Below are 16,074 nucleotides of genomic sequence, written 5' to 3' on the forward strand. Positions count from 1 at the left end.
ATGAAACAGACCCTGCTTCTCTCTGCCGCCTTTCTGATGGCCGGCTTGTCTGGCGCCTGCGGGCAGGCAGGGGAAGCCGGGGGCACACCCGATACCCGGCCCGTGGCGGAACTGCCCGGCACGGATACGCCGGACGGGGAGACACAGGTAAATCCGGCTGACTCACCGGAAGCGATCCTGGCGGCCCTGCCGCGCACGATCGTGGTAGACAATGATGTTCTGACCGCAGACGTCAGCATCGATGAAGCGGTCTTTTCCTTCACGCCGGCCCTGGCGCAGGACATCGTGGCCGACGCGCAGGCGCGCATCGATGCCATGGAGGCAGATGCAAAAACCTACCAGAAAGTGGACCCGGACTATTTCCGTCCCTACGCCCTGAAAATCGACTGGCAGGTGACCGGCGCCGCCGGCATGCTCGCCGGGCTGGAAGGCTTCATCTACACCCACACCGGCGGGGCGCATGGCAATTACATGACCGACGGGCGTATCTATAACACGCAGACCGGCGAACGGATGCGCATCGGCGACCTGTTCTCCGACAAGGAGGCCGCCGCCGTCGCGCTTGCCCCGAAAGTGTATGAATTGGTTGCCCGCGCCAAGACGGCCCGCAGCGGATCTCCGGACAGTTATGAAATGTTCCTCGGGGAGTCGAAGGATGCCATGAGTGTCTCGGATGTCCTGGCGGGGAATATCAGCCTCATTGCCTCGACAGAGGCCGGCAAGTTGGGCGGTCTCGCGCTGCATTATGCGCCCTATGAAATCGGTTCGTATGCGGAAGGGGCGTATCACATCACGCTGCCGCAGGCCGATTTCCGGACTCTGCTGAAGCCGGCATACCGGACCCTGTTTGCGGGTGAGCCGGCAGAGATCCAGCGTCTTGGCGAGTGAGCGGGCGAGTGAGCGTCAGTCCCGGCAGCGCCGGAAAGCGAAGCCCTGGCCCCGGGAGCCGTCCATAAGCGAAATTTCCGCCGTCATCCGGTCGCCTTCACGAGCGTAGCGGATACGCTGGGGATAATCGTGGCCGGGGTCGGCAAACACGATGTGGGATGCGCCGCGTTCGATTTCACGGAACGGGGAAGGGCCCTTGCCGGCGGGATAGGCGTTGAAGGTAAACCTCTTGCCGGGATCGATGCGGGACTGTTCAAAGAAGCTGACCTGATCCCCCTTCAGCGCCAGGGCATAACCGAACAGATAGCCATGGTCGGGCGCGGACCAGACTTCGCGATAGTCCCCGTCCGCATTTTCCCAGCAGCCGCTGATCCAGCCAAGCGGGTGTCCGGGAGCAGTCTCCGGGGCGGCGGTGCATCCGCCGATCAGGATGAGGCAGGCGGACAGGACGCGCTTCATGGCGCGATCAGGGTACAGCCAAGGCCGGGGGTAAACTTCGCTTGCGCGCTGACCCGGCCATCATGCGACACGGCGCGGGTTATATTATTTTCATCCGTATAGGAAATGCCGGTCATGTCGAAGGTGAAATCGCCCTCGCAGCTGTCCAGGTCACGCTCTGCGATGTGAAGGCAGGAGCAGACCTGCTTGGCGCCGAGGGAAGCCAGAATCTCCGCACGGGCGAGTGAGTCCGCATGCGCTGCCTGCTGGTTGGGGTAAAATACAGCTATCAACCCAACGGAGAACGCAGCAATACCTGCCACGACCAGAAGTGCTTTGACGTGTTTCACTTTTTTCCCCTATGTCCGGATCGGGACAATAGGAGACAAGCGCCATGTTGCGCAACATATTCCTGATCTGCCTTGCCTGCCTGGCCGCGCCGTTTGCCGCGGCACAGGCGCTTGTGCCGCTGCCGGCCCAGCCGGATGGCGTGGCCTGGCCAACAGCGGGGTGGGAGACGGGCGTGCTTCCGCCCGAGCATGCCGATGAGATACAGGAGCTGCTGGACATCGCCATGGTCGGCAACCGGGGGGATCTTGGCGGCGAGACCCATGCCGTGGTGATCGTCCACAAGGGCAGGCTGGTGGCAGAGGTTTACCGGGACGGGTTCGGCGCCGGGACGCGGCACATGTCATGGAGCCTCGCCAAATCGGTCACGTCGGCGCTCGTTGGCCGGGCGGTACAGCTTGGCCTGGTGGAGAATATCGATGCGCCGATGCCCGGCGTGTTTCCCGAGGATGATCCGCGTGCGGCCATTACATGGCGCCAATGGATCACCATGACCGATGGTCTGGAATATCTGGAATTCGAGTCCGACATTCTCGAAGCCAATGACGTCGCTCAGATGATGTATGGCGCAGGCCGGTTCGACGTGGTCGGCTATATCCGGGACTCCTTCCCGCTGAAATATGCGCCCGGCACAAGATGGAATTATTCGACGGCCAGTTTCAGCCTGGTCGGCCGGGCACTTCAGAATGTCATCGGGGTCGACACCTGGTGCTCGACCGCGTCTTCAGAAGCGGCAAGCGAAGGCGCGTCTCCGCAGACACCCTGTTCCCCAGCCGATGCGCCCATGGCTGCCTGGATTGACGAGGTCCTGTTCAGGCCGCTCGGCATGGATGCCCAGCCGGAGTTCGATCTGTCAGGCACGTATCTTGGCGGCTCGCATGTCTGGGCCACGGCGCGCGACTATGCCAAACTCGGCCTGCTGTACCTGCGCGACGGCGTCTGGGATGGCGAACGGCTCCTGCCGGAGGGCTGGGTCGACATGACCCGCACGCCGCCGCCGGGCGGGCCGGCAAATTTCTACGGGGCCGGCTTCTGGCTGCTGCCGGGCGCAGGCGATGCGTTCTATGCCCAGGGGCATGAAGGCCAGACGATCTTCATCGTGCCGAGCCGGGACCTGATCGTCGTCCGCCTCGCCCTGATGGAAGAGAATGACGCCAACTGGGAGGCCGACCTTCAGTGGAACCTCGCGCTGGCCCGCGCTTTTCCATGAAAAAGCGGCCCGTATAAATGGTCCATATATGGTCTATTCACGGTGTTCTTCATGGTCCGGACGGGACCTTATCCAACACCTCAGTCGCCACCGACCTTGAAATGCGCGAGCAGCGATGTGACCGGCTTTGAGCGCTGGTCCTGCCAGGCTTCTGCCCGCACCGAGCACATGCGCCGGCCCATCTTGGTGATGGTCGCGCGGGCATAGGTGTCCTTCGCGTGTCCCTGGCGGAGATAGTCGATCGTCAGATTGATCGGCCGGGGCGGGCGCTCAAGATGTTCGGTCACGAGATAGACCTGCGCCATGGCGGTCAGCTCCAGAAAGGCGGCGATGGCGCCGCCATGCAGGGCCTGGATCGTGAAATTGCCGATCAGTTTCTGCTGGAACGGCATGATGGCCGTCATCTCGTCGCCCATGACTTCGCAGCGCATGCCGATTTCCTGCGCGAACGGAGTGCGGCCCAGGAAGGCCTGTACCTGTTCGGCGCGGGTCGGGAGAATGTCTTCGGACATCAAAATTCCCTCAATGATTCAATGGGGCGTGGCTTGTTAATGGCGAATGCGCCCGCGGCGGTGGCGATCACTTTGTCCCGGCTCTCATGATAGGCCCAGGCATGCGTGAAGCAGACATTGCGGGTGATGTGGTAGCACTCCGCCTCCCCGAGGATTTCCCGGTGCGGTTCGGCCGGTCGCATATAGTCGATACGCAGGTCCAGCGTGGAGACGAAGCGCGCCTTGTCGAGCGAGGAGCTCGCCGCCATGCCGGAGAGATTGTCGAGGAAAGACGTCAGCACGCCGCCATGAATCACGCCCGTGTCCGGATCGCCGACAAGGCGCTCTTTCCAGGGCTGAACGCCCCAGACGCGGCCCTTTTCCAGCTTCGTGACGCGGAAGCTCATCCGGCGCCCCCACGGGATGCCGCCGGTCATGATGTCCAGGTTTTCTCCCATCACCTGCCAGGGTTCGACGGTTGGCGTGGCGTCATCTTCCATATCGGCCCTCATTCATTTGACCTGCAATTAGCCTCGGATAACATCGAGAGGGAAGAGACCATACACATGACCTGAGGTCAGGAGGAAACAATGGCATTTGACGGAGCGGGAAAGCCGAAAACCTGCATTATCGGGGCAGGGTGTTCGGGCTTCACGATGGCCAAGCGGCTGAAGGACCGGGGCCTGCCCTATGACTGTTTCGAGATGTCGGACGACATTGGCGGGAACTGGTATTACAAGAACCCGAACGGGGCTTCCTCCTGTTACCAGTCGCTGCATATCGATACGTCAAAATGGCGCCTCGCCTTCGAGGATTATCCCGTGCCGGAAGACTGGCCGGACTTTCCGCATCATGCCCAGCTGCTGCAGTATTTCCACGACTATGTGGATCATTTCGGCCTGCGCGAGACGATCACATTCAACACGGCCGTCACCAATGTCGAAGACCTGCCGGGCGGCCGCTGGAAGGTCACGCTGTCGACCGGCGAGACGCGGGAATATGATGCTGTCGTGGTCGCCAACGGCCACCACTGGGATCCGCGCACGCCCACCTATCCCGGGCATTTCGATGGTTACCAGGTCCACTCCCACAACTATACCGATCCGTTCGAGCCGTACGATTTCCGCGGCAAGCGGGTGATGATTGTCGGGGCAGGGAACTCGGCGATGGACATCTCCTCGGAACTCTCCCAGCGCCCGCTGGCGGAGAAGCTGTTCATCTCCATGCGCCGGGGCGTCTGGGTGATGCCGAAATACATGGACGGCAAACCGGCGGACAAGGCGGTGCTGCCGGCCTGGATGCCGGCGAGCCTCGGCCGCAAGCTCGCCCGCGCCAAGATCAAGAAAACCATCGGCATGATGGAAGACTATGGCCTGCCGAAGCCGGATCATGAGCCGCTGGAAGGCCACCCCTCCGTGTCAGGTGAGTTCCTGACGCGTGTCGGCTGCGGCGACATCACGCCGAAACCCGGCATCGAAAAGCTGGACGGCGACGGTGTCGTCTTCACCGACGGCACGCGTGAGAAGATCGACGCAATTGTCTGGGCGACCGGCTACAACGTGACCTTCCCCTTCCTGAAGCAGGATGACCTGACCCCGAAGGAAAACGTCTTCCCGCTCTACAAGCGGATGGTGAAGCCAGGCCGCGAGACGATCTTCTTCCTCGGTCTCGCCCAGCCTTTGCCGACCCTTGTGAATTTTGCCGAACAGCAGTCCAAACTGGTCGCGGCCGCCCTTGATGGCGAGTACGCTTTCCCCGATGCTGCGGAAATGGAGCGTATCACGATTGCAGACGAGAAAGAGCATCTCGGGCACTTCTATGACAGTCCGCGCCACCGCATGCAGGTAGACTTCAACCTCTACTGCCGGGACCTTTTGAAGGAGATCGAAAAGGGTATGAAACGCGCAAAGGCTCACGCATGAGGCAGCTGCTGGGGGCTGCACTCACGTTTGTTTTCCTGGCGGGCTGTGCCTCATCGCCCCCGCCGCGACAGGTGCGGACCTATACCCCGCCGCCGGGGCCGCCACAGGTCTCGGCCGCGCAGGGCGCCTTCCAGCCAAATGCCTATCTCCGCTCGTGCGGGGGGATTTATGTGACCAACGCGCCGCCCATGGACAGTGATTTCTGGGTGGTCGACTACAAGCCGATCATCGTCGTCGGTTCCATCGTCCTGGCGACGGCGCCGGCGAACGATGTGTGCCTGTCGTCCGGCTTCGGTATCCGGTCCGAGCGCCGCCATGACGGGATCGATCTCCAGTCCATTCCGGCCGGGCCGATCTATGCGGCGGCCCCTGGCCGTATCCTCGAAGCGCGCGTCTCGACGGGGTATGGCAACATGATCCTGATCGATCATGGCGGCGGCGTCTACACGCGCTACGCCCATCTCGACCATTTTGCCCAGGGCATCCGCGCGGGCGCCGAAGTCGGCTTCGGGCAGGAAATCGGCATGATGGGCCGGTCCGGCAATGCGACGGCGATCCATCTCCATTTCGAGATCCTGACCGGTAACTACAATAATCCGAGAGGGTCGAAGGGGCTTGCCCCCCGCAATCCGTTTGAGTTCCCGGCCTATAATCCGGCCGGTAGCTGACGGATTAAGAACAAAAGGGTGGAGGAAACGGGCATGTCGAGGCGTTTCACGATCTGGGCGGCTGTCCTGGCCATCGCGGCCTGTGCGCAGGTTCGGCCAGCCACGTCGCTGGCGGCGGCTGAAGAAGCTGAGGCAATTCAGGACGCTCCGGCCGCCGAGTATGGCTTCGGCGTGCTGGCCGATCTGGCCGGGACGCGTTGGCGCGGCGAGCCGGGCGACGCCGACAAGGAACACGGCCAGCCTGCGGATTACTCCGAATGGGATTGGGACCTTGGCGGCAGCGTGCTGGTCAACCGGCATGTTCTGGAAGACGGCTCTTATGGCGGGGTCACCTATGTTCAGCTGTCCCGGACTCCGGGTGTGCTGGACTATGTCTACATCACCAGCGCCAATTTCCGCACCAGCGGAACATTCACCCTGAACCCCGACGGCAGCTGGACCGCCGAAGAGGAGGTGAAAGGCCTGCCGCACATTCTCAAAGTGCGCTCCACAGGGCGGATCAATGCGAATGGCACCTTGTCCAGTGTCTCGGAATTCCTCGGCGATGATGGCGAATGGGGCCCGGGCCATGCCTTCACCTATTCGCCCACGGATCAGCCCTTGCCGGATCTCATACCCGCGGGCAAAGCACCGGAATGACCCGTTTCTTCGATCCTGACCTGTTTGCCCGGACCTATCGGGACCCGATGGCGTGGCTGACCCTGCTGGTCGACCTGTTGCCGGTCATCGCCGTTGTGTTCTTCGGCTGGAAAGCTGTGCCGCTGGTCGCGCTCTACTGGCTGGAGAACCTGGTCATCGGGGCTTTCACCATCCTGCGCATGCTGGGCACGGTGGCGGCAAATATCCTGAACCTTGCCGTGGCGGCCTTCATGGTGCCGTTCTTTACCGTGCATTACGGCATGTTCTGTTTCGGCCATGGGATCTTCCTCAGCGCCTTTGCGGGCGGCAAGGTTGGCGACCCTGCGCCGGGGTTTGACGGCATGCGGGCATTGGTCGACTGGGCGCTCGGCACCGGGCCTTACATGCTGTGGTTCGTCGCGGCGATCATCGCGGTGAACGCTGTCTTCTACCTCGTCGATTACGTGGTGGGCGGCGGCTATCGCGAGACGCAGCTGCCGACCGAAATGTTCGCGCCCTACGGCCGGATCGTGACGCTGCACGTGGCGATCATTCTGGGGGCGGGCCTGATGCTGGCTTTCGGCCAGCCATTGCTTGGCGTGCTGATCCTTATCATGCTGCGTGTCGCCTTCGGCATGGCGATGAACATGCTCCGCCGGCGGCGAATGGACGGGGAAACCGGCCCGCTGGCGGGTGCCATGGCCGAGGCAGGGTAGGGCTGACATGACGCTGAACACCGCTGCGATCGAGGCGCAGGCCGAGCTGCACCACCAGTACCTGCTGGGCCTCGAACTGATGGTGGCAACGCGTGAAGGGCCGGAAGTCGTGGGCGACTGGATGTTCCGCCTGTTCCGCCGCCAGCATGAGGACAAGTTCCTGTCCTCCTTCCGCAAGCTGGGCCTCGAAGGCGAGCCGGACGCCGTTGCCTGCGCAAAGTATCATGTCCTGTCCAATGGCGTCGGCGGTGTGGCCGTCGAATATATGGAAGAAAGCGATACCAAGGCCTGGGTGCGCTTCCGCTATCCGCGCTGGATGTATGATGGCGCCGTGATCTGCGGCGTACCGGTCGAGGCGAGCAGGGGCTTCCTGCGCGGCTGGTATGGCCAGAACGGCATCTCGCTCGGCAATCCGCGCCTCGGCTTTGTGTGCGTGTCTGAAGACATGACCGGCCAGTTCGGCCTCTGCGGCTATTTCCGCGAATACGATCACGAGCTTTCGGAAGACGAGCGGCTCCGGTTCGCGCCGGATGAGCGCCCGCCGCCTTTCGATCCTGCGAAACAGCCTGAGCCGCCGCCCGGGGAGTGGACGGCCGAGCGCCTCGCAAAGGCCAACCGGAACTATGCCGTCGAATATATCCGCAATGGTGTGCGCGAACTGGTCCATGTGCTGGGGCAGGCGCGGGCGCTTGAGCTCTGCCATCTTGCAGCGCGTCTGACGGGCTTGCAGCATTTCCGGCGCATGGCCGATGCTGTCGGCGGTGCAGACGGCGGACCAGTGGAGGCGGCGGAGTTCCTTGCTGCCATGTTTGCAGGCATGGGCGATGAGACCCGGATGGAACACTCAGATGATGAAGCCATCCTGTACCAGACCGGCTTGCGGATCGCGCGCGGCCTGGAAGGGGCAGAGCGGGAGAATCTGCTCTCAAGCTGGATCGAGATATGGCGCGGGGCGATCCATTCCCAGCGCGCTTTCATGACGGTCGATTGTGACCGCGACGGCGAAGGCCTGATCTGGCGGATAGCGCCTGCAGCCGGATGATTGGCCCGATGGCTGGCAATAGGGCAAATCCCTGATTTCGTTGAAACGAAATGCATTGCAGCCTTGCAGAGTTAAAAAGTTGACACATGGTGACGCCGTGGGTCACGGTGTGGGCAGGTAAGGACGGCGATTCATGACAATTGACGTGAAAACGGCATCGGGTGCCGGCAAAAGAGCACGCTCCAAAGCAGCAAACCGCCGGGCCATTCTGGATGCCGGACGTCGCGTCTTTGCCAGGATCGGGTTCGAGGCGACGACGGTGCGGGACATTATCCGGGAAACCGATCTCGCTGCGGGCACGTTCTACAACTACTTCAAGTCCAAGGAAGAAGTGTTCGAAGCGATCGCGGAGGATTCCACGCATCGTTTCCGCCACATGCTCAAAGACGTCCGCGCCAGTGCCCGCACGGCGCATGATTACATGCACGACGCTTATCACGCCTATTTCAGCTTCATTGCCGAAGAGAACCGTCAGGCCCTGTCCGAGGGGGCACCCCATATGGCGCTGATCGGCGTGCGGGTGGATACGCCGGAAATGCTGGCCGTCGCAGCGGAGATCCGGTCAGATCTTGAGCGAATCCTGTCTGCAGACACATCCTCGAATATCGACATTGAATTTCTCACGGCCGCCGCGATCGGAACGGCCCGGGAAATGGGTGAGATCATGCTGCTCCGCCGGCCGGTCGATGTGGAAGGCGCGACCGAGTTTGCCTCTCGCATGCTGATGGCGGGCGTGAAGGAGCTTGCCGCGAAGTAAGCCTGTTGCCCCCTTGGCGAGCGAGGCGCGGCAGGTCTAAGCTTCCCCGGAGAATACAGCAGGGGAGCGGCCATGAGCCTTCAGCAAACCATCACCAAGCTCGTCATGAAGCTGCCGGGCGGCCTGCTCGTGAAAATGGCAGGCGGCAAGCCGCTGACCATTCGCGGCCGGACGCTGGAGCCTCAGTTGCAACTGATGGCCTGGAATGGTCGCAATGCCCCGCCGCTGTCGAGCTTGCCGGCTGAAACCGTCCAGGCCGTCACCAAGGAGACGCTGGCCTCCGTTGCGGCACCGATCGAGCCGGGTGTGCGCACCGAGGACCTGACCATTCCCGGCCCGAACAAGAACCAGATTCCGGCACGGATTTACCGGCCGGACGATCAGGATCCGAAGGCGCCGCTGATGGTCTACTATCATATGGGCGGGGGCGTGATTGGAGATCTGGAAACCTGCCATGCCTGGTGCTCGATCATCGCAAGCCGCGTGAAATGCCCGGTCCTGTCGATCGACTATCGCCTGGCGCCGCAGCACAAATTCCCGGCCGGGATCGACGATTGCTGCGCGGCCTATGAGTGGGGCATGCGCAATGCTGCGAAGTTCGGTGCACCGGAAGGCGTTGCCTCCGTGGGCGGGGATTCCATGGGCGGTAATTTCTCGGCCATTATCGCGCAGGAAATGCAGCGCGAAGACAAGCCGCTGCCCGCCATGCAGCTGCTGATCTATCCGGCCATCGATCTCGTCGAGGAATTCCCCTCGCGCAAGGAATTTAGCGAGACTTTCTCGCTCTCCACCGACACGATGGACTGGTTCATGGAGCAGTACCTTCCGGAAGGCTTCGACAAGTCCGACCGGATGCTGTCACCCGGCCAGACGGGCCATCTGGATGGCCTGCCGCCCGCCGTTGTCATTACGGCAGGTCATGATCCGCTGTGCGACGAAGGCGATGATTATGCCCGCCGGCTGAAGGATGCCGGCGTGCCGGTGATGCACAAATGCTATGACCATCTCGCGCATGCGTTCACGGCCTTCACACTGATTTCACCGGGGTCGCGCAAGGCCTGTCTCGAAATCGCGGACATGGTCCGCACCGTCTATTCAAAGCTTTAGGAGCGCGATTTGAAAGCGCTTGTCTGTCACCAGATCACGGATGACTTTTCCGGGCTGGAGGTGCGGGATATTGCCGTGCCGGATCCGGGGAAGGGCGAAGTCCTCGTCCGTGTGAAGGCCGCAGGCGTGAACTTCCCGGACCTCCTGATGAGTCAGGGAAAGTACCAGTTCAAACCGGAGCTGCCGTTTACGCTCGGAATGGAAGTCGCCGGCCTGATCGAAGCGGTCGGCGAAGGCGTGACGGAATGGAAGCCGGGCGACGAGGTGATCGGCGGCAACAAGACCGGCGCTTATGCTGAATTCGCGGTCCTTCCGGCTGCGAGCCTGTCTGCCAAGCCGAAGCCGTTCACTTTCGCCGAGGCAGCCGCATTTCCTGCCGCCTACATCACGGCTTATGTTGCGCTGGTCGTGCGTGCAAACCTGCAGCCGGGTGAGACGCTTCTGGTGCATGGTGCCAGCGGCGGGGTCGGCATGGCGGCCGTCGATGTCGGCAAGCTGCTGGGCGCGACGGTGATTGCGACGTCTGCCTCGGACACCAAGCTCGACAAGGTGCTGGAATACGGTGCCGATTACGGCATCAATATTACGCAGGGCTTCCGGGACAAGGTCAAGACGCTGACCGGTGGCAAAGGCGCAGACGTGATCTTCGATCCGGTTGGCGGCGATGTGTTTGACGAGAGCGTGCGTTGTATCGCGTTCGACGGGCGGCTTCTGGTGGTTGGCTTCACGTCAGGCCGTATTCCGGAAGTGAAAGTGAACATGCCGCTCATCAAGGGCTTTTCGGTCGTCGGCGTGCGCGCCGGGGAATATGGCCGCCAGTTCCCTGAGCGGGGACGGGCCAATCAGGCAGCGATCCGCAAATTGGCCGAAGAGGACAAGGTGCACCCGCATGTCTTCCGTGAGATCCCGCTGGAAGACTGGCGCGAAGCCTGGCGCCTGCTGACCGACCGCGAAGTTGTCGGTAAAGTCATCATAAGACCCTGAAAACAGATTCAAAGATTCAAACGCTTAGAGAGGAATACCCAATGGCTGATCAACTCCCCGAGACAAGCCTGCAAATCCGTACCCTGGTGACACCGGAAGGCAAGCTGGAACTCTCGCTCGAAAACGCCCCCGTAAAGGCCCCCGGTCCGGACCAGGTGCTCGTGCGCGTCGAGGGGACGCCGATCAACCCGTCTGACCTTGGGCTCCTGGTGGGCGGCGCGGACATGTCAACCGCCGTGCAGGGGGGCACGAAAGACAGCCCGACCGTTTCGGCTGACGTACCCGAGGGTGGTCTGCGCGCCATGAAGGCCCGGCTTGGCCAGTCGCTGGCCGTTGGCAATGAGGGCGCCGGCACTGTGATCGCCGCAGGCGACTCCCCGGCGGCTCAGGCGCTGCTCGGCAAGATGGTCACCTGCCTTGGCGGGAACATGTACCAGCAATACCGTACACTGCACGTTTCGCAGTGTATGGCGCTGCCAGACGGTACGACGGCAGAACAGGGCGCGTCCTGCTATGTGAACCCGCTGACGGCGCTGTCTTTTGTCGAGACGATGAAGGCGAAAGGCCATGAGGCGCTCGTGCATACGGCGGCTGCCTCGAACCTTGGCCAGATGCTGAACAAGATCTGCCTCAAGGATGGCGTACCGATCCTCAACATCGTGCGCAAAGAGGAGCAGGCGGAGATCCTGCGCGGCATCGGTGCCAAGCATATCGTCAATTCGACCTCACCGACATTCATGGAAGACCTGATCAATGGTCTGGTCGAAACAGGTGCGACGATGGGGTTCGACGCCATTGGCGGCGGCCCGCTCGCTGGCCAGCTGCTGATCGCGATGGAGGCTGCGGCCAGCCGCAAGATGAAGGAATACTCCCGCTACGGATCGGGGCAGGAGACGCAGGTCTATATCTATGGCCGGCTCGACATGTCTCCCACCATCGTGCCGGCAGGTGTGGGCTTTGCCTGGAATCTCAGCGGTTACTTGCTGACGCCGTTCCTGGAAAAGGCGTCTCCGGAAGTGTGCGCGCGCATGTATAAGCGCGTGATCGATGAGCTGAACACGACCTTCGCCAGCCATTATACGAAGACGATCTCGCTGGCCGAGGCACTCGATCTGGAAACCCTGCACGCCTACAACGCCAAGGCGACGGGTGAGAAATACCTTATCGATCCAACGCTCTAGGGGGTTAGAGCAACCTGTCTTCCGCGATCGTCACGGTATGGTCGCGGGTCTTGAAGAGAACGATGTCGGCCCGCTGTTTCAGCGGGGCGATGTTCTCGCGCAAATTCAGCAGGTTGATCCGCTCCCAGACGGATTGAGCGAACTCCATGAGTTCGGGCTCGGACATATGGAGGAAGTTCGCATAGAATGAGGAGGGATCCTCCCGCGCGGCATTCCACAGGCGAACGAATCGCTCAAGGAACCAGAAAAGCAGATCGTCCTCGCTGGCATCGAGATAGATCAGCAGGTCTGGTTCGTGTGCTTCGCGCGGGGGCGGCGAGAGCGGCTGGAAGCCGAGACCTTCGAGGATCAGCACGTCCGGCTGCGCGATGATGCGCGTCAGGGCCGGGTCCACGTCATAGGTCACATGGCTGTAGGCCGGGAACGGTGCTTCCCCGGTGCGAAGGGCGCTGAGGGCCGTGCCGAGGGCCTGATGGTCATAGGTTTCCGGGAAGCCTTTGCGAAGGGTCAGGTCACGTTCGGCCAGCACGCTGTTTGGGAACAGGAAGCCATCGGTCGACACGGTTTCGACTTCCAGCGTATCGTTCAGAACGTCGGCAAGCGCCCCGGCAAGCGTCGTCTTGCCGGAAGCGACCGATCCGGTGAGTCCGGCGATCAGGCCGGCCCGGTCGGATTGCAGCTCAGCGAGGCGGGTGGCCAATGCGCGAATGCCCTCGTCAGCGGGCGTCTTGGGCGTTGTCGTCATTCCGGGCCGATCATCTGGTTGCGAAACGCTCGCAACCTACACGGTTCGCTTGGCCTTGTCCTCTGCATTCGCGCCTTCAATCGCGGCCCTTGCCGCGGTCCATTGTTCGTCGCTCCAGGCGGCCAGCGCACTGAAGTTTCCGCCGGATGCGTTGTACATACCGCCATCGATCGCGATGGTCTGGCCGTTGATGTACTCAGCGCCTGGCGCCATCAGCAGGACGGCAAGGTTCACCAGCTCATGCATCTCGCCGACGCGGCCCATCGGGTTGGCGACGCTTTGTTCCATGCTGCTGGTGCCGGAATCCGGTGACAGGCGCGCCCATGCGCCTTTGGTGGGGAAGGGGCCCGGTGCAATCGCGTTAAAGCGCAGGCCATAACGGCCCCATTCGACGGCAAGCGATTGTGTCATCGTGTTGACGGCAGCTTTCGACATCGCCGACGGCACAACGAACGGCCCGCCATTCCACACCCATGTCGTCAGGATGGAGCAGACATTGCCCTTGAGCTTCTGGTCAATCCAGCGCTTGCCGATGTCGTGCGTCATGTAGAAGGAGCCGCGGAACACAATATTCGAAATCGCATCGAAGCCGCGGATGGATAGGTCTTCCGTACGCGAGATGAAATTGCCGGCGGCATTGTTCATCAGGCCGGTAAGCGGGCCATGTTTGGCCCAGATCTCGTCATTCATGTCGGTGATCGCTTCGGCGACCCGAATATCGCAGGCATGCGGCACGACTTTACCGCCATGTTTATCCATAAGCTCTGTGGCGGTTTCTTCGCACACGCCGCCACGCCTGCCGCAGATGTGCACTTCAGCGCCGAGCTTCAGGAAGCCTTCGGCCATTTCCTTGCCAAGGCCGGTGCCGCCGCCTGTTATCAGGATACGCTCGTCCTTCATCAGGCCGTCGCGATACATGAGTTTGGTTGTGTCCATTGTAACCTCCCTTTTGTTGGGGAAGATCATAGATCAGGCAGGCTGGCTGACCAGCCCGTGTCTCTATGCGATTCCGCTCAGCCTAGTTTTCGGAAAGGCAAGGTGCTGATCCGCCAGAGAACGAGCAATGCAAAGAGCGGAATCACGCCCACTATCCAGAGACTGAACAGGAAGCGGCTGGCCGTAGCGGGAGCCATAACGAGGTGAAGACTGGCGAGATAATCTCGCGATGCCTGGCATATTTGCAGGAGAGGACCGTTTTCGGGTGTGGCGTATGACAGGATAAAGATGCCCGCTCCTGCGGGAATGCTCAAATAAATGAGAATGGCGAGCTCGAAGCGCCCGAATATGAATATCTTGGACAAAAGCTTGTCCAGAAAAGGACGTTTGGGAATATCGCGCCTGCTTCTTCCTTCAACCACGCGCCTTCTCCGACGGAACAAATTCATTCCCTTTAAAGTGGCAAGCTTCACTCAAAAAAGCGTAAACCGGACACATCCATTTCTCTGTGGGTAAGGCTTATTCCCTTACTTTCTGAAAGGCAGGCTGATCAGGCGCCAGAGGACCCAGAGCGGGAGGACGATCGTGGCGCCTGCCAAAGCGGGTTTCCAGAAATTGCGGATGGCCCAGCCAGCGGCTGCGAGCGTTTGTTTCGCAATCGCGGCCAGCGCACCCGGAATGTTCGCATCCTGAGCGGCCGGGTTGAAGTTCGCTGCCAGCACAAAGAAGCCGACAAGGATGCAGAGCCCGGTCAGCTTCACCCCGCCCCAGAGACTGATGCCGAAAAGGCGCAGCAGCAGAGGGCGTTTGGGAGGTTTGCCGGTTTTCTCCGGCGGTGGTGGCGTAGGCGCCGGATCGCTTGGGGGCGGCGTGTCAGTCATTTGCCCCGGTGGCCATCGGGGGAGGCGCTGCCTGTGTCTTTTCTTCGTCGCCGCCAGGCGCCTTGTAAGGGACGTAGACGACATGCTGGAACGGGATGGTCACGCCGTTCGCATCGAAAGCTTCTTTCACTGCCTTGGTGACATCGGCGCGGACATCGACAAATTCCGGCGTGGCCACGTAGGCGCGCAATCTGACCTGCACACTGGAAGAGGCGAGCGCGTGGATGCCCACCCAGGTCTCATCATTGGCAAGGATGCGCGGATGGGCGTCCGCCACTTCGCGGACGAGCCGGAGCGCAAGGTCCATATCGTCGTCATAGGAAATGTCGAAATAGAGATCGAGCCGCCGGCGCGTCTGCCGCGTGTGGTTGATCAGGGGCTCTGCCCACACCTTGTCATTGGTGATGGAGACGATCTTGTTATCGATCTGCTTCACCTGCGTGAGGAAGGGGGTGATGTCGATCACTTCGCCATCCAGGCCGGCTGCGCTGACATAGTCGCCGATCCTGAATGGCCGGAAGATTGCCAGCATGATGCCAGCGGCAACGGCCTTCAGCGTGTCCTGCAGGGCAAGGCCGATCGCGAGACCCGCAGCGCCGAGCAAGGCTGCCAGCGATGCCGTCGGGAAGCCGAGTTGCGTCAGGGCAAAGACGATCGCGACGGCGAAGATCAGGTATTTGAACAGCGAGGCAGCGAAGGCGAACAGCGTGTCGTCTGCGCCCGCCCGCCGGTGGGCCTTGCGCCCGAACCGCCGTAAGGAGCGGGCGACGCCGTTGGCAATGACCACGGCGATCACCAGGATTGCGACAGCCCCGATCGCGCCGGGCCCGCGCTGCTCCACCATGGCTTCCCAGTCATAGCCCGCGAGGCCAAGTGGGATCGGGCTGAGGAGGATCAGCGCGAAGACCCGGGTGATGGAAGCGGCAAGGTCCCAGTTCGAGCCTTCGAACTCCTTGTCCTTGGACAAGGCTTTCTTGCCGATCAGCAGGACCAGGCGCCGCAACAGGCTGGCAACCACCCAGACGGCAATTGCCGACAGGAGCACGATGCCCCATTTCTCGACATAGGGTTCGAGCGTTGCGGCCCATGGCGGCCAGCCGGCGGTGTCAATCGGAAGCTTCATGCGAATCTTCTGTCACGCA

20 protein-coding genes are annotated in these 16,074 nt (G+C 61.7%); 11 read left to right on the forward strand and 9 right to left on the reverse strand.

What is annotated here, in order from left to right:
• Entirely contained in the window at window positions 1-888 is an 888-nt protein-coding gene (locus HJA_RS07060; RefSeq protein WP_035580129.1) for a DUF3298 and DUF4163 domain-containing protein, read from the forward strand.
• A gap of 15 nt (window positions 889-903) precedes the next feature.
• Here HJA_RS07060 and HJA_RS07065 read toward each other — a convergent pair whose 3' ends face one another.
• Window positions 904-1,347, reverse strand: a complete 444-nt coding sequence (locus HJA_RS07065) for a DUF6265 family protein (protein ID WP_051597464.1) — start codon at window positions 1,345-1,347, stop codon at window positions 904-906.
• The gene (locus HJA_RS07070; protein WP_035580135.1) at window positions 1,344-1,676 is read right to left on the reverse strand and encodes a hypothetical protein; all 333 of its coding nucleotides are present in this window, start codon (window positions 1,674-1,676) and stop codon (window positions 1,344-1,346) included. The genes HJA_RS07065 and HJA_RS07070 overlap by 4 nt, the downstream gene beginning before the upstream one ends.
• A gap of 44 nt (window positions 1,677-1,720) precedes the next feature.
• Here HJA_RS07070 and HJA_RS07075 point away from each other — a divergent pair, with 44 nt between their 5' ends.
• Window positions 1,721-2,884 (forward strand): serine hydrolase domain-containing protein, encoded by a 1,164-nt coding sequence (locus tag HJA_RS07075; protein WP_051597465.1) that lies wholly within the window; start codon window positions 1,721-1,723, stop codon window positions 2,882-2,884.
• A gap of 80 nt (window positions 2,885-2,964) precedes the next feature.
• Here the strand turns inward: HJA_RS07075 and HJA_RS07080 are convergent, their stop codons facing one another.
• Window positions 2,965-3,396 carry a PaaI family thioesterase gene (locus HJA_RS07080; RefSeq protein ID WP_035580137.1) on the reverse strand — a complete coding sequence of 144 codons (432 nt, stop codon included), beginning with the start codon at window positions 3,394-3,396 and terminating at the stop codon, window positions 2,965-2,967.
• The gene (locus HJA_RS07085) at window positions 3,396-3,875 is read right to left on the reverse strand and encodes a PaaI family thioesterase (protein WP_051597466.1); all 480 of its coding nucleotides are present in this window, start codon (window positions 3,873-3,875) and stop codon (window positions 3,396-3,398) included. Before HJA_RS07085 ends, HJA_RS07080 begins: the two co-directional genes overlap by 1 nt.
• Window positions 3,876-3,965: 90 nt before the next feature.
• On the opposite strand from HJA_RS07085, the gene HJA_RS07090 reads away from it, so the two are divergent.
• The 9 genes from HJA_RS07090 to HJA_RS07130 all read left to right on the forward strand — a co-directional run bounded on the left by HJA_RS07090 (window position 3,966) and on the right by HJA_RS07130 (window position 12,370).
• Complete coding sequence (locus HJA_RS07090) at window positions 3,966-5,297, forward strand: flavin-containing monooxygenase (protein WP_035580138.1); 1,332 nt, start codon at window positions 3,966-3,968, stop codon at window positions 5,295-5,297.
• Complete coding sequence (locus tag HJA_RS07095; RefSeq protein WP_051597467.1) at window positions 5,294-5,965, forward strand: M23 family metallopeptidase; 672 nt, start codon at window positions 5,294-5,296, stop codon at window positions 5,963-5,965. The genes HJA_RS07090 and HJA_RS07095 overlap by 4 nt, the downstream gene beginning before the upstream one ends.
• Before the next feature lie 33 nt (window positions 5,966-5,998).
• On the forward strand, window positions 5,999-6,604 hold the full coding sequence (locus HJA_RS07100; RefSeq protein WP_035580140.1) for a hypothetical protein: 606 nt from the start codon (window positions 5,999-6,001) through the stop codon (window positions 6,602-6,604).
• Window positions 6,601-7,299 (forward strand): DUF6498-containing protein, encoded by a 699-nt coding sequence (locus HJA_RS17940; RefSeq protein ID WP_051597468.1) that lies wholly within the window; start codon window positions 6,601-6,603, stop codon window positions 7,297-7,299. Before HJA_RS07100 ends, HJA_RS17940 begins: the two co-directional genes overlap by 4 nt.
• Window positions 7,300-7,306: 7 nt before the next feature.
• On the forward strand, window positions 7,307-8,341 hold the full coding sequence (locus tag HJA_RS07110; RefSeq protein ID WP_051597469.1) for a hypothetical protein: 1,035 nt from the start codon (window positions 7,307-7,309) through the stop codon (window positions 8,339-8,341).
• 133 nt (window positions 8,342-8,474) lie between these two features.
• Window positions 8,475-9,098, forward strand: coding sequence for a TetR/AcrR family transcriptional regulator (locus tag HJA_RS07115; RefSeq protein WP_035580143.1), 624 nt, complete (start codon window positions 8,475-8,477; stop codon window positions 9,096-9,098).
• Window positions 9,099-9,170: 72 nt separating this feature from the next.
• Window positions 9,171-10,205: an alpha/beta hydrolase gene (locus tag HJA_RS07120; protein WP_035580145.1), complete on the forward strand. Its 1,035-nt coding sequence runs from the start codon at window positions 9,171-9,173 to the stop codon at window positions 10,203-10,205.
• Window positions 10,206-10,214: 9 nt separating this feature from the next.
• Window positions 10,215-11,189, forward strand: coding sequence for an NADPH:quinone oxidoreductase family protein (locus tag HJA_RS07125; protein ID WP_035580146.1), 975 nt, complete (start codon window positions 10,215-10,217; stop codon window positions 11,187-11,189).
• A 41-nt stretch (window positions 11,190-11,230) separates the two neighbouring features.
• Window positions 11,231-12,370 (forward strand): zinc-binding dehydrogenase, encoded by a 1,140-nt coding sequence (locus tag HJA_RS07130; RefSeq protein ID WP_035580149.1) that lies wholly within the window; start codon window positions 11,231-11,233, stop codon window positions 12,368-12,370.
• A gap of 4 nt (window positions 12,371-12,374) precedes the next feature.
• On the opposite strand, the gene HJA_RS07135 is transcribed toward HJA_RS07130, so the two are convergent.
• The 5 genes from HJA_RS07135 to HJA_RS07155 form a co-directional block, all read right to left on the reverse strand.
• Window positions 12,375-13,115 (reverse strand): nucleoside/nucleotide kinase family protein, encoded by a 741-nt coding sequence (locus HJA_RS07135; RefSeq protein ID WP_051597470.1) that lies wholly within the window; start codon window positions 13,113-13,115, stop codon window positions 12,375-12,377.
• A 36-nt stretch (window positions 13,116-13,151) separates the two neighbouring features.
• A complete protein-coding gene (locus tag HJA_RS07140; RefSeq protein ID WP_035580155.1) occupies window positions 13,152-14,051 on the reverse strand; it encodes an SDR family oxidoreductase in 900 nt (299 codons plus the stop codon).
• A 77-nt stretch (window positions 14,052-14,128) separates the two neighbouring features.
• Window positions 14,129-14,473: a hypothetical protein gene (locus HJA_RS07145; protein WP_155839886.1), complete on the reverse strand. Its 345-nt coding sequence runs from the start codon at window positions 14,471-14,473 to the stop codon at window positions 14,129-14,131.
• 105 nt (window positions 14,474-14,578) lie between these two features.
• The gene (locus HJA_RS07150; protein ID WP_051597471.1) at window positions 14,579-14,932 is read right to left on the reverse strand and encodes a hypothetical protein; all 354 of its coding nucleotides are present in this window, start codon (window positions 14,930-14,932) and stop codon (window positions 14,579-14,581) included.
• Window positions 14,925-16,055: a mechanosensitive ion channel family protein gene (locus HJA_RS07155; RefSeq protein WP_051597472.1), complete on the reverse strand. Its 1,131-nt coding sequence runs from the start codon at window positions 16,053-16,055 to the stop codon at window positions 14,925-14,927. The genes HJA_RS07150 and HJA_RS07155 overlap by 8 nt, the downstream gene beginning before the upstream one ends.
• Window positions 16,056-16,074: the final 19 nt, after the last annotated feature.

The sequence above is a fragment of the Hyphomonas jannaschiana VP2 genome (assembly GCF_000685215.1).
GTDB classification, from domain to species: Bacteria; Pseudomonadota; Alphaproteobacteria; order Caulobacterales; family Hyphomonadaceae; genus Hyphomonas; species Hyphomonas jannaschiana.

What these genes read in the sequence shown, in the direction of transcription:
- HJA_RS07060 (WP_035580129.1), top strand. Translation starts at nt 1, where the DNA reads ATGAAACAGACCCTGCTTCTCTCTGCCGCCTTTCTGATGGCCGGCTTG.
- HJA_RS07065 (WP_051597464.1), bottom strand. Translation starts at nt 1,347, where the DNA reads ATGAAGCGCGTCCTGTCCGCCTGCCTCATCCTGATCGGCGGATGCACC.
- HJA_RS07075 (WP_051597465.1), top strand. Translation starts at nt 1,721, where the DNA reads ATGTTGCGCAACATATTCCTGATCTGCCTTGCCTGCCTGGCCGCGCCG.
- HJA_RS07080 (WP_035580137.1), bottom strand. Translation starts at nt 3,396, where the DNA reads ATGTCCGAAGACATTCTCCCGACCCGCGCCGAACAGGTACAGGCCTTC.
- HJA_RS07085 (WP_051597466.1), bottom strand. Translation starts at nt 3,875, where the DNA reads ATGGAAGATGACGCCACGCCAACCGTCGAACCCTGGCAGGTGATGGGA.
- HJA_RS07090 (WP_035580138.1), top strand. Translation starts at nt 3,966, where the DNA reads ATGGCATTTGACGGAGCGGGAAAGCCGAAAACCTGCATTATCGGGGCA.
- HJA_RS07095 (WP_051597467.1), top strand. Translation starts at nt 5,294, where the DNA reads ATGAGGCAGCTGCTGGGGGCTGCACTCACGTTTGTTTTCCTGGCGGGC.
- HJA_RS07100 (WP_035580140.1), top strand. Translation starts at nt 5,999, where the DNA reads ATGTCGAGGCGTTTCACGATCTGGGCGGCTGTCCTGGCCATCGCGGCC.
- HJA_RS17940 (WP_051597468.1), top strand. Translation starts at nt 6,601, where the DNA reads ATGACCCGTTTCTTCGATCCTGACCTGTTTGCCCGGACCTATCGGGAC.
- HJA_RS07110 (WP_051597469.1), top strand. Translation starts at nt 7,307, where the DNA reads ATGACGCTGAACACCGCTGCGATCGAGGCGCAGGCCGAGCTGCACCAC.
- HJA_RS07115 (WP_035580143.1), top strand. Translation starts at nt 8,475, where the DNA reads ATGACAATTGACGTGAAAACGGCATCGGGTGCCGGCAAAAGAGCACGC.
- HJA_RS07120 (WP_035580145.1), top strand. Translation starts at nt 9,171, where the DNA reads ATGAGCCTTCAGCAAACCATCACCAAGCTCGTCATGAAGCTGCCGGGC.
- HJA_RS07130 (WP_035580149.1), top strand. Translation starts at nt 11,231, where the DNA reads ATGGCTGATCAACTCCCCGAGACAAGCCTGCAAATCCGTACCCTGGTG.
- HJA_RS07135 (WP_051597470.1), bottom strand. Translation starts at nt 13,115, where the DNA reads ATGACGACAACGCCCAAGACGCCCGCTGACGAGGGCATTCGCGCATTG.
- HJA_RS07140 (WP_035580155.1), bottom strand. Translation starts at nt 14,051, where the DNA reads ATGGACACAACCAAACTCATGTATCGCGACGGCCTGATGAAGGACGAG.
- HJA_RS07150 (WP_051597471.1), bottom strand. Translation starts at nt 14,932, where the DNA reads ATGACTGACACGCCGCCCCCAAGCGATCCGGCGCCTACGCCACCACCG.
- HJA_RS07155 (WP_051597472.1), bottom strand. Translation starts at nt 16,055, where the DNA reads ATGAAGCTTCCGATTGACACCGCCGGCTGGCCGCCATGGGCCGCAACG.